Origin of the sequence: Sphaerisporangium sp. NPDC049002 (assembly GCF_040649355.1) — a bacterium.
Taxonomy (GTDB): Bacteria; Actinomycetota; Actinomycetes; order Streptosporangiales; family Streptosporangiaceae; genus Sphaerisporangium.
Window position 1 is genome coordinate 1 of record NZ_JBEZFH010000232.1, and the last position, 11,383, is coordinate 11,383.

10 protein-coding genes and 1 pseudogene are annotated in these 11,383 nt (G+C 70.4%); 9 read left to right on the forward strand and 2 right to left on the reverse strand.

The features are described 5' to 3' along the window. The 8 genes from AB0B89_RS30960 to AB0B89_RS30995 form a co-directional block, all read left to right on the forward strand. A partial coding sequence (locus AB0B89_RS30960; protein ID WP_358559877.1) for an RNase adapter RapZ occupies positions 1 to 291 on the forward strand: 291 nt, incomplete at its 5' end. A gap of 452 nt (positions 292 to 743) precedes the next feature. Beyond that, positions 744 to 1,661, forward strand: coding sequence for a uridine diphosphate-N-acetylglucosamine-binding protein YvcK (gene yvcK, locus AB0B89_RS30965; RefSeq protein ID WP_358559891.1), 918 nt, complete (start codon positions 744 to 746; stop codon positions 1,659 to 1,661). A 138-nt stretch (positions 1,662 to 1,799) separates the two neighbouring features. Further along, on the forward strand, positions 1,800 to 2,780 hold the full coding sequence (gene whiA / locus AB0B89_RS30970; protein WP_248965560.1) for a DNA-binding protein WhiA: 981 nt from the start codon (positions 1,800 to 1,802) through the stop codon (positions 2,778 to 2,780). Between the two features lie 703 nt (positions 2,781 to 3,483). Then, complete coding sequence (gene gap, locus AB0B89_RS30975) at positions 3,484 to 4,488, forward strand: type I glyceraldehyde-3-phosphate dehydrogenase (protein WP_358559879.1); 1,005 nt, start codon at positions 3,484 to 3,486, stop codon at positions 4,486 to 4,488. Then, on the forward strand, positions 4,488 to 5,675 hold the full coding sequence (locus AB0B89_RS30980) for a phosphoglycerate kinase (RefSeq protein ID WP_358559881.1): 1,188 nt from the start codon (positions 4,488 to 4,490) through the stop codon (positions 5,673 to 5,675). Before gap ends, AB0B89_RS30980 begins: the two co-directional genes overlap by 1 nt. A gap of 7 nt (positions 5,676 to 5,682) precedes the next feature. Continuing rightward, positions 5,683 to 6,468 (forward strand): triose-phosphate isomerase, encoded by a 786-nt coding sequence (gene tpiA, locus AB0B89_RS30985; protein ID WP_358559883.1) that lies wholly within the window; start codon positions 5,683 to 5,685, stop codon positions 6,466 to 6,468. Positions 6,469 to 6,597: 129 nt separating this feature from the next. After that, positions 6,598 to 6,828 (forward strand): preprotein translocase subunit SecG, encoded by a 231-nt coding sequence (gene secG / locus AB0B89_RS30990; RefSeq protein WP_358559885.1) that lies wholly within the window; start codon positions 6,598 to 6,600, stop codon positions 6,826 to 6,828. A 108-nt stretch (positions 6,829 to 6,936) separates the two neighbouring features. After that, positions 6,937 to 7,281, forward strand: a complete 345-nt coding sequence (locus tag AB0B89_RS30995; RefSeq protein ID WP_189163482.1) for an RNA polymerase-binding protein RbpA — start codon at positions 6,937 to 6,939, stop codon at positions 7,279 to 7,281. 82 nt (positions 7,282 to 7,363) lie between these two features. Here AB0B89_RS30995 and AB0B89_RS31000 read toward each other — a convergent pair whose 3' ends face one another. Beyond that, positions 7,364 to 9,037 carry an amidohydrolase gene (locus AB0B89_RS31000; protein ID WP_358559887.1) on the reverse strand — a complete coding sequence of 558 codons (1,674 nt, stop codon included), beginning with the start codon at positions 9,035 to 9,037 and terminating at the stop codon, positions 7,364 to 7,366. Positions 9,038 to 9,400: 363 nt separating this feature from the next. Here AB0B89_RS31000 and AB0B89_RS31005 point away from each other — a divergent pair, with 363 nt between their 5' ends. Continuing rightward, positions 9,401 to 10,462, forward strand: coding sequence for a GNAT family N-acetyltransferase (locus AB0B89_RS31005; RefSeq protein WP_358559889.1), 1,062 nt, complete (start codon positions 9,401 to 9,403; stop codon positions 10,460 to 10,462). A gap of 234 nt (positions 10,463 to 10,696) precedes the next feature. On the opposite strand, the pseudogene AB0B89_RS31010 reads toward AB0B89_RS31005, so the two are convergent. Then, positions 10,697 to 11,116: pseudogene (locus AB0B89_RS31010) on the reverse strand (Clp protease N-terminal domain-containing protein); the annotation flags it as partial. Between the last annotated feature and the right edge of the window lie 267 nt (positions 11,117 to 11,383).

The window sequence follows — 11,383 nt, forward strand, 5'->3', positions numbered from 1 at the left end:
GGTGATAAATCCCCCAAAATCGTGACTGATTTAGGAAAACCGGGAGCCGCCCCCGTGCGCGAGTACGTCCTGAACCAGCCGGGCGCCAAGGAGTTCCTGGACGCCTACGAGGAGGTTCTCCGCGTCGTCGCCACCGGTTACGTCCGCGAGGGCAAGGGCTACGCCACCCTCGCGGTGGGCTGCACCGGAGGCAAGCACCGGAGCGTGGCCATGTCCGAGCAGATCGGCGCCCGACTGCGCGATCGGGGCATGGAAGTGCAGGTGAGCCATCGGGATGTGGGCCGCGAGTGAGCGATCGAAACGGGGCACCCGCGGGCACCTCCCGTGGTGAGGTCCCGCCAGGCGGGGGATCAGACTGCGAAACCGAAGAGGGCGCGCACCCGGGCGCTGCCGGGCCGAGGATCTTCGAGCCGGACAGGATCCCGCCGAAGGAGGCCGCCGGCCGTGAGGACAAGCTGACCCGGCCGCAGGAGACCGGCGACCCTGAGCGGAAGCCGACCTCGGAGGAGATCAGTGCCCGTCGGGGGAGACTGACCTCGTCGCAGGAGACCGGCGTCCGAGAGGGGAAGCTGATCTCAGAAAAGCCGGGCGTTCGTGAGGGGAAGCCGAGGTCGGAGGAGGTCGGCGGGTCTGAGGGGAAGCCGAGGTCGGAGGAGATCGGCGGTCTTGAGGGGAGGTTCGGCTCGCTGGAGGAGGTCTGGAACGGTGAGGGGAAGCCGGCGCGGGGTGGGCGTGAGGTGCGGGTGGTGGCCTTCGGTGGTGGGCACGGCCTGTACGCGTCCCTGTCGGCCCTGAGGCGGGTCACCGGCGAGCTGACGGCGGTGGTGACGGTCGCCGATGACGGGGGCTCCAGCGGGCGGCTCAGGCGCGAGCTGGGCGTCCTTCCCCCCGGTGACCTGCGCATGGCGCTGGCCGCCCTGTGCGGAGACGACGACTGGGGCCAGACCTGGAGCAAGGTGGTCCAGCACCGCTTCCGCAGCGAGGGCCAGTTACACGGCCACGCCGTCGGCAACCTTTTGATCGTGGCGCTCTGGGAGCTGCTCGATGACCCGGTGGCCGGGCTCGACTGGGTCGGCCGCCTGCTGGGGGCGCACGGCCGGGTGCTGCCGATGGCGTCGGTCCCGATCGACATCGAGGCCGAGGTGGAGCTCGACGGCAGGGTGACGGTCGTCCGGGGGCAGGTCGCCTGCGCGGTGACGCCCGGCAACGTCCAGGCGATCTCCCTGGTGCCCGCCGACCCGCCCGCCTGTCCCGAGGCGGTGGAGGCGGTGCGCGGCGCCGACTGGGTCGTGTTCGGCCCGGGGTCGTGGTTCACCAGCGTGCTGCCCCACCTGAAGGTGCCCCAGCTCGCCGAGGCGCTGCACACCACCGGCGCGCGGCGGCTGGTCGCGCTGAACCTGGCGCCGCAGCCGGGGGAGACCGACGGCTTCTCCGCCGAGAAGCACCTGCAGGTGCTGCGCCAGCACGCCCCCGACCTCACGGTCGACGTCGTGCTGGCCGATCACGGGGTGGTGGAGGAGCGTGACGAGCTGGAGAAGGCCGCCGACGCCCTCGGCGGGCGGCTGGTGCTCGCCGACGTGGCGGCCTCCGACGGCTCCCCGAGGCATGATGCACGACGGCTTGCCTCGGTCCTGGACGAGATTTTCCGTGGGAAGCGTTGATCCTGGTCAGCGCGCCCACGGGGTGCGAGAGACTTGCCGGGGGCCGATGGAGCCGCGTCGGGCGGAGTCAACGTCCACGGGGCGCGAGGATGCGGCTTCGACCATGAGACGCGTCTGTTTGGGGGAGGACACAGGCACATGGCCATGACGGGTGTGGTGAAGGACGAGCTGAGCCGGCTTGCGGTGCTGAAGCCTTGCTGCCGTAAGGCCGAGGTGTCGACATTGCTTCGGTTCGCGAGCGGGCTGCACCTTGTGGGCGGGCGCATCGTCATCGAGGCGGAGCTCGACACCAATGTCACCGCTCGACGTCTGATCAAGGACATCGGCGAGGTGTTCGGGCACAAGGCCGAGGTGCTGGTGCTCGCGCCGGCCGGCCTGCGCAAGGGGTCGAGATATGTGGTCCGGGTTTACCGTGACGGCGAGGCGCTGGCCCGCCAGACCGGTTTGATCGACAACCACGGGCGGCCTGTGCGCGGGCTGCCGCGCCAGGTGGTGTCTGGGGCGACGTGCGACGCAGAGGCCGCGTGGCGGGGGGCCTTCCTCGCGCACGGCTCGCTGACCGAGCCGGGCCGTTCGATGTCGCTGGAGGTGACCTGCCCCGGGCCGGAGGCGGCGCTGGCGCTGGTAGGTTCGGCGCGGCGGCTGAAGATCCACGCCAAGGCGCGGGAGGTGCGCGGGGTCGACCGGGTGGTGGTCAGAGACGGCGACGCGATCAGCGCGCTGCTCACCCGCCTCGGGGCCCACGACAGCGTGCTGGCCTGGGAGGAGCGCCGGATGCGCCGCGAGGTGCGTGCCACGGCCCACCGGCTGGCCAACTTCGACGACGCGAACCTGCGCAGGTCGGCCCGTGCGGCGGTGGCCGCGGGAGCGCGGGTGCAGCGGGCGCTGGAGATCCTCGGTGACGACGCCCCCGAGCACCTGGTGATCGCCGGGCGGCTGCGGGTGGAGCACAAGCAGGCCTCGCTGGAGGAACTGGGTCAGATCGCCGATCCGCCGCTGACCAAGGACGCCATCGCCGGCCGGATCCGGCGGCTGCTCGCCATGGCCGACAAGCGGGCCTCCGACCTCGGCATCGCCAGCACCGACGCCAACCTCACCGCCGAAATGCTCGCCCCGTGACCCCGTGCGCACCGCTTCCCTGACCGATTCGGCGTGACCATCGTGACCCTGTACGCACCAGGTCCCTTGACCGGCGTGGCTACGCACGGGGTTCCCTGGTCGTATGGGGCGTGACCATCGTGACCCTGTACGCACCAGGTCCCCTGACCGGCGTGGCTACGCACCAGGTTCCCTGGTCGTATCGGGCGTGACGATCGGGATCGCGGCAACGCCGGTCCACCGAGCGGTTCGGGTGCGGTGTCCGAGGTCGGGCCGTGCTGTTCGCCGGCCGGTTCCAGCAGGCTGTCCTGGCTCCGGGCGTGCCGGTTCGACGGCCGGCTCCGGCATGACCTTTGTGCCGTGGGCCCGCCGGTCCGTTGGCCGCTTCGGGTGGGGTCTTGGTGCTCGGGCCTGGCTGGTCCGTGGGCCTGGTGCGAGTGGGGTCGTTGTGACTCGGGCCTCGTCCGTTCGCCGGCTGGTTCGGCGATGGTCTTCGGGGTTCCCGGACGCGTCGGCTTCGGGGCGGGGTCGGCTCGGGTGATCGTGGTGGCGGGTGGGGGTGGTCGGGCCTCTGAGCTGGGAGGATGTCGTGGTGTACGGGCGGGGCTCGCAAAGGGGAGAGCCACGTGGTCTACACCAATTATTACCCGGTAGGGTTATCTGAGGTTTCAGCCCGCCATGGCGCCGGCAGGCCGGCGCACGAAGTTCGAGGAGATCTGTTTCCGTGAGCATCCGCGTAGGCATCAACGGCTTCGGCCGTATCGGCCGCAACTTCTGGCGAGCCGTAGCGGCCAGCGGTAAGGACATCGAGGTCGTCGCGGTCAACGACCTGACCGACAACGCCACCCTTGCCCACCTGCTCAAGTACGACAGCATTCTTGGCCGCCTGCCGTACGAGGTGAAGAGCAGCGCCGACGAGATCACCGTCGACGGCAAGGCGATCAAGGTGTTCGCCGAGCGCGACCCTGCCAAGCTGCCCTGGGGCGAGCTGGGCGTCGACGTGGTCGTGGAGTCCACCGGCCTGTTCACCGACGCCGCCAAGGCTCGGGTCCACGCCGACAACGGCGCCAAGAAGGTCATCATCTCCGCCCCCGCGAAGGGCGAGGACATCACCATCGTCATGGGCGTCAACCACGACCTGTACGACCCCTCGGCGCACACGATCATCTCCAACGCCTCCTGCACGACCAACTGCCTGGCCCCCATGGCGAAGGTCATCAACGACACCTTCGGCATCGAGAAGGGTCTGATGACCACGATCCACGCCTACACCCAGGACCAGAACCTGCAGGACGGCCCCCACAAGGACCTGCGCCGCGCCCGCGCCGCCGCCCTGAACATCGTGCCGACCTCCACCGGCGCCGCCAAGGCGATCGGCCTGGTGCTCCCCGAGCTCAAGGGCAAGCTCGACGGCTTCGCGCTGCGGGTGCCGATCCCCACCGGCTCGGCCACCGACCTGACCGTCGACGTCAGCCGTGAGACCTCCGTCGAAGAGGTCAACGCCGCGATCAAGGCCGCCGCCGAGGGCCCGCTGCGCGGTTTCCTCACCTACACCGAGGACGAGATCGTGTCGTCCGACATCGTCACCGACCCCTCCTCCTGCATCTTCGACGCCGGTCTGACCAAGGTCATCGGCAACCAGGTGAAGGTCGTCGGCTGGTACGACAACGAGTGGGGTTACTCCAACCGCCTCGGTGACCTCATCGAGCTGGTGGGCGCGCAGCTCTGATGCGGACCATCGACTCCCTCGACGTCAAGGGTCGGCGCGTGCTCGTGCGCGCCGACCTCAACGTCCCCCTCGACGGGGACACCATCACCGACGACGGCCGCATCCGCGCCTCGGTCCCGACGATCACCTCGTTGGCCGAGCGCGGCGCGCGGGTGGTCGTCTGCGCCCACCTCGGCCGTCCCAAGGGCAAGGTCGCGCCGGAGTTCTCGCTGGCTCCGGTGGCCGCGCGGCTGGGTGAGCTGCTCGGCCGCCCGGTGAAGTTCGCCGAGGACGTCGTCGGCGACTCCGCCCGGAGCACCGTCGAGGGCCTGGCCGACGGGGAGGTCGCCCTCCTTGAGAACCTCCGCTTCGAGCCGGGAGAGGAGTCCAAGGACGACGAGGTGCGGGGCGCGTTCGCGGGCCGCCTCGCCGAGCTGGCCGAGCTCTACGTCGGCGACGGGTTCGGCGCGGTGCACCGCAAGCACGCCAGCGTCTACGACGTGCCCAAGCGCCTCCCGCACGCCGCGGGCGGGCTGGTCGTGGCCGAGGTCGAGGTTCTGAAGAAGCTCACCGAGGAGCCCGCCAGGCCGTACGCCGTCGTGCTCGGCGGGGCCAAGGTCTCCGACAAGCTCGGCGTGATCGCGAACCTGCTCGGCAAGGTCGACCGCCTGATCATCGGCGGCGGCATGGCGTACACCTTCCTCAAGGCCCAGGGCCACGAGGTCGGCAACTCCCTGCTGCAGGCCGACCAGCTCGACCAGGTGCGCGGTTTCATCGCCGAGGCCGACAAGCGCGGGGTCGACCTGGTGCTCCCGGTCGACGTGCTGGCCGCGACCGAGTTCGCCGAGGACGCCGAGCACGAGGTGGTCGAGGCGACGGCGATCCCCGCCGACCGCGAGGGCCTCGACATCGGCCCGAAGACCCGCGAGCTGTTCGCGGGCAAGCTGGCCGACGCCGCGACCGTCTTCTGGAACGGCCCGATGGGCGTGTTCGAGTTCGACGCGTTCTCCGGCGGCACCCGTGCGGTGGCCGAGGCGCTGATCGCCTCGGACGCGTTCACCGTGGTCGGTGGTGGCGACTCTGCCGCCGCCGTGCGTAAGCTCGGTCTCCCCGAGGACGGCTTCTCCCACATCTCGACCGGTGGCGGAGCCAGCCTCGAATACCTTGAGGGCAAGACCCTCCCCGGACTCGCCGCCCTGGAGGACTGAGCGATCCATGAGCACTGCCCGCAAGCCGCTCGTCGCCGGCAACTGGAAGATGAACCTCAATCACCTTGAGGCCATCGCACTCGTCCAGAAGCTGGCGTTCACGCTGACCGACAAGGACTTCGACCGCACCGAGGTGGCGGTCCTGCCGCCGTTCACCGATCTGCGCAGCGTGCAGACCCTGGTCGACGGTGACAAGCTCCGCATCGAGTACGGCGCGCAGGACCTGTCCGCCCACGACAGCGGCGCCTACACCGGTGAGATCTCCGGTTCGATGCTCGCCAAGCTGGGCTGCACGTTCGTCCTCGCCGGGCACTCTGAGCGGCGCGAGCACCACCGCGAGGACGACCAGCTCGTCAACGCCAAGGTGCAGGGGGCCTACCGGCACTCGCTCACGCCGATCCTGTGCGTGGGCGAGGGCCTCGCGGTCCGCCAGGCGGGCGGCCAGGTCGCCTACGCCTTGTCGCAGCTCGACGCCGCCCTCAACGGCGTGAAGACCGACCAGGCCAAGTCGCTCGTCGTCGCCTACGAGCCGGTGTGGGCCATCGGCACCGGCGAGGTGGCCACGCCCGACGACGCGCAGGAGGTGTGCGGGGCCATCCGCACGCGACTCGCCGAGCTGTACGACGACGAGGTGGCCGGGGGTGTCCGTATCCTTTACGGTGGGTCGGTCAAGTCCGGCAACATCGCCGGCATCATGGCCCAGCCCGATGTCGACGGAGCCCTGGTCGGTGGCGCGAGCCTGGACCCGGTCGAGTTCGCAAAGATCTGCCGTTTTGGCGAAATGTCGGGCTAGCTGAGCTGTTTCGGAGGTACGAGTTGACATCACGACGTACCCTCGAAGAGAAACTTTGAATCATCACCCCGGCGATCGCCGGGCAGGTCAGGTCGCGCTTCGGCGCGCGTAACAGGGAACAGGTCAACGGTGACTATCGGAATATCCATCGCCCTCATCCTGTCGAGCGCACTCATGGTGCTACTCGTGTTGCTGCACAAGGGCAAGGGTGGTGGCCTCTCGGATCTCTTCGGCGGCGGTTTCACGTCGTCGTTCGGCGGATCCTCGGTCGTGGAGCGGAACCTCGACCGGCTGACGATCATCACCGGCACGATCTGGTTCGTCTGCATCATCGCGCTGGGCCTGCTGCTCAAGCCGTAGCGGACCTACCGGCGTAGTGACCTTACCGGGGGTAACGGTCATTCCCGGAAAGCCTGACAGAGATTCTTTCCCCGTCCGTGGCGGGGCGATCAAGCGAGGAGTTCATCCGTGGGTAGTGGCAACGCGATCCGTGGTAGCCGTGTCGGCGCCGGTCCGATGGGGGAGGCCGAGCGTGGCGAGGCGGCCCCTCGCGTGCGGGTCTCGTTCTGGTGCGCCAACATGCACGAGACGCGTCCGAGTTTCGCCAGTGACGCGGCCGTCCCTGAGTACTGGGACTGCCCTCGATGCGGTCTTCCCGCCGGTCAGGACGAGTCGGCTCCGCCCGCGCCCCCGCGCAACGAGCCGTACAAGACCCACCTGGCCTACGTGAAGGAGCGGCGCAGCGACACCGACGGCGCCGCGATCCTCGCCGAGGCTCTGGAGCGGCTTCGCAACAACCGTTCGCCCTGGTAGGTCTCTGCCGGTAGTGCGTTGAAACGAGCGATGCCCTCGCGGGTGACCCGCGGGGGCATCGTCATCCGGCAGGCCCGCGGGCTCAGGCCGGGCGCTCGTAGACGGCCTCGCCGCCGACGAAGGTCATGGCCACCTTGGTGGTCCAGATCTCCTTGGCCGGCAGGTCGAACGGGTCGCGGTCGAGCACCACCAGGTCGGCGCGGTTGCCCTCCGCGATGACGCCGGCCTCGTCGTCGTGGTTGATCCAGGCCGATCCCGCGGTGTACGCGGTCATCACGGTGGCGAGGTCGAGGCTCTGCCCCGGCAGGAACGGGGTCTGGGCCGTCGGGTAGCCCGCGTGCACCGACCCGCCCGGCTCGGTGCGGTTGACCGCCACGTGCATGCCCTGCAACGGGTCGGCCGAGGAGACCGGCCAGTCGCTGCCCGCGCACAGCCGCGCGCCCGTACGCACGAGGTCGGCGAACGGGTACTGCCAGGACGAGCGCTCCTCCCCGAGGTAGGGGATGCACAGCTCGTCCATCTGCAGGTGGTGGGTCGCCCACAGCGGCTGGAGGTTGGCGGTTACGCCGAGCCGCGCGAAGCGGGGCACATCGGAGGGTTCGACGATCTGCAGGTGGGCGATGTGGTGCCGGTTGCCGGGCGCCGTCCCCTCCAGCGCGTCCAGGGACTCCCGTACGGCGCGCTCGCCGATGGCGTGGAAGTGCACCTGGAAGCCGAGGCGGTCCAGCTCGGCGACGTAGCCCTTGAGCAGGGCCGGGTCCACGTACGACAGGCCGCGCTGGTCGGGGCCGCAGTTGCAGTAGGGCTCGATGACGGCGGCGGTGAAGTTCTCCGCGATGCCGTCCTGCATGATCTTCACCGATCCGGCGGAGAACCGCCCTCCGGTCCGGGAGCGGCGCTCGGTCATCTCCTCGATCTGCTCTGCGCCCCTGGTCCGGTCCCACCACAGGGCGCCGACGACGCGCGCCCTCAGCCGCCCCGAGCCGGCGGCGGACAGGTAGGCAGGGAAGAAGTCGTCGGAACCCGCGTACGAGCCGACGATCGCGTCCTGCCAGCCGGTGATGCCCAGGGAGAACAGGTACGACTGCGCGTCCATCAGGGCCGCGTCGACGTCGCCGGCGGTCGGCCGGGGGGTGAGCAGGCCGACCAGGTCCATGGCGCCCTCGTGCAGGACGCCGCTCGGCGTGCCGTCGGGGTCGCGCTCGATCCGGCCGTCGGCGGGGTCGGGCGTCTCGGCGGTGATCCCGGCGATCGAAAGGGCGCGGGTGTTCACCCAGGCGGCGTGGTGGTCGCGCTGGATCAGGTAGACGGGCCGGTCCACGAAGTCGAGCTGCGTGCGGTGGGGGAGCCCGCCGGGGAAGGCGGCCATGTCCCAGCCGCCGCCGTCGATCCACTTCTTGTCCGGGTGTTCCTTGGCGTACACCGCGACCTTCTGGACGTAGGCGGCGAGGCCGAACACCTCCGACAGCTCGCACTTCGACCGTTCGAGCCCGGCCTGCACCGGGTGGATGTGGGCGTCGGTGAAACCGGGCGTCAGCAGCCTGCCGGCGAGGTCCACCGTCTCGTGGCCGGGGCGCGCCTGACCCGCGACGTCGGCCTCGGCGCCCACGGCGGCGATCCGCCCGTCCCTGACCAGCACCGCCTCGGCGAACGCGTCCGGGCCGGTGGATCCGGGGTGAGCGGGATATGGGGGAGCGACGGGCAGGCGTGTCGAGCCGGTGAACACGCGTCCGCCGCGGAAGAGCAGATCGGTCATCGAGAATCCGGGGTCCCGCGCCCGCAGGGGTGCGGGACCCCTCCTCCTACCTGTTGATCGTGATGGTGGTGGTGCCGGTGTCGCTCGCCGTCGAAGGGTTCGCTCACCGTGGGCGCGCGTCGGCCGGGGGCGGAGCCGACCAGATCTCCGCAGCGGGGAACGCGACCGCTCGTATCGCCACATCCTGCTATATCCGTCGGCCGCTCCGCAGCCTGCCACCGGAAAGCACGGCGATTCACGACACGTCGTATGAAAGCGCGCGTTCAGGAGCAAAGCATGTAAACGAAACCGCCGGCTCATCCCTGTGTAGCAGCTTTGTAACAGTCCGACGGCATTCTGGTGACCAGACAACAGGGGGTTTTGATGGGGTTCTTGCGGATTCGTACCACGGTTGACGAGCGGCCGGGCCGGTTGGCCTCCCTCACCGCCGCGCTCGCGGCCAGGGGCGGCAACATCCTTGGACTCAGCGTCCAACCTGACACCGACGGCACCGTGGACGAGTTCGTCGCGGACATCCCGGCGTCCGCCGAGACCGTGCGCGAGGCCCTGGAGGCGGCGGGCGGCCGGCGCGTGCAGGTCGTGCCCGCCACCGCCCACGAGCTGACCGACGAGCCCACCCGCGTCCTGCTGCTCGCCTCCCGCCTGCGGGCCGCGCCCTGGCGCCTGCCCGAGGTGCTGGCCGACCTGCTGCGGGCCGACGACGCCCGCTGGGTGTACGGGGCCGACATGTCGTCCGACCTGCCGGACCCGACGCTGCTCACCGTGCCCGTCGCCTCGCGCCGCGCCGTCCGGCTCCGCAGGAGCGGGCTCTCGTTCACGCTGACCGAGGCCGCCCGGGCGGCGGCGCTGGTACGGCTGGCGCAGCCTCCGGCCGAGGCCACGGCGGCGGAGCGCCCGGTGCTGCTCAGCGACGGGGTGGAGGTGCAGGTGCGCCCCCTCACCCTCCTCTACCGCGAGGCCGTGCGCGACCTTCACGACCGGTGCTCTCCCGACTCCCGGAGGTTCCGCTACTTCACCTCCATGCCGGCCCTGCCGCCGCGCATGTTCGACCGGCTCTGCGACCGCGACCGGGGGCACTCGCTCGTCGCCGGGTACGACGGCCAGGTGGTGGCCCTCGCCAACCTGATCTTCACCCAGGATCCCGGCATCGCCGAGATGGCGTTCCTGGTCGAGGACCGGTGGCAGGCGCGGGGCCTCGGGGGCGCGCTGGCCCGCATGCTGCTCCAGGAGGCCTGTGACCTCGGCTTCGCGGAGGTCAGGGCGACCCTGCTCTCGGACAACGTGCGCATGCGCCGCCTGCTGCTCTCCCTCGGCGCGACGCTGGCCTACACCGAGGACCCCGGTGTGCTGGAGGCGCGGATGGCCGCGGGCACGCTGGTGCCGGCGACCCGCGACCCGGCCGCGGGATCGCGGCGGTTCACCTGATCACGTGGGGTCCGCCTCGCCCGTACTCGCGCCGGTGCCCGTCTCGCCCGGGGCGGGAGAGGCCGGCGGTGCCGGGGGCGCGGGCGGGACCCCCATGGCGTCGAGCCTGCGCTCTATGCGGTCGAGGCTTTCCTGGATGCGCTCCAGGCGCGAGCCCAGGCCCTGCGCGGGGGTGAACAGGACGGTGTCCTCGGCGGGGTTGGCGAGGCGGCGGACCCTGCGGGTCTCCGCTCCCTCGATGAGCTGCTCGCGCACCTGCTGGAGGTCGACCTCCTGGAGCGACAGCACCTGGACGGCGACCCCCTCGCCCTCCCGGACCAGACCGAGCAGGATGTGCTCGGTGCTGATGTAGTTGTGGTGCAGTTGGAGGGCTTCGCGGAGGGACAGTTCGAGGACCTTCTTGGCGCGCGGGGTGAAGGGGATGTGCGCCCCGGGTGCGCCTTCCCCGGGCCCGACGATCTCCTCGACGTTCGTCCTGACGTCGTCCAGGCTGAGGCCGTGGCCCTTCAGCACCGTCGCCGCGAGCCCCTTGCCCTCACCCAGGAGGCCGAGGAGCACGTGCTCGGTGCCGATGTAGTCGTGGTTGAGCCGCCTGGCCTCTTCCTGGGCGGCGACCACGGCACGACGGGCGGAATCGGTGAAGCGCTCGAACACGGGAAGCCTCCGCGTGCGTCCGGTGAAAGTCGGCCGGGCCGCTGGCATGGGGGACCGGCTCGGTACGGCTTCCTCCACTATGCGGCAAACAACCCCGCCACGCCCAGGCATCCGAAGGGCACCGGTGATGCTGCGTCGTCGGGGGCTTCCACCGGAGGCGACCTGTCACCGCACTAGGAGCTGTTTGGAGTTCGGATCATGTGGTTGAGGTGAGGAGCTTCAGCCACATGATCGAGCCTCGGAGGTGGAGTCCGGCCTCGTAGCTTT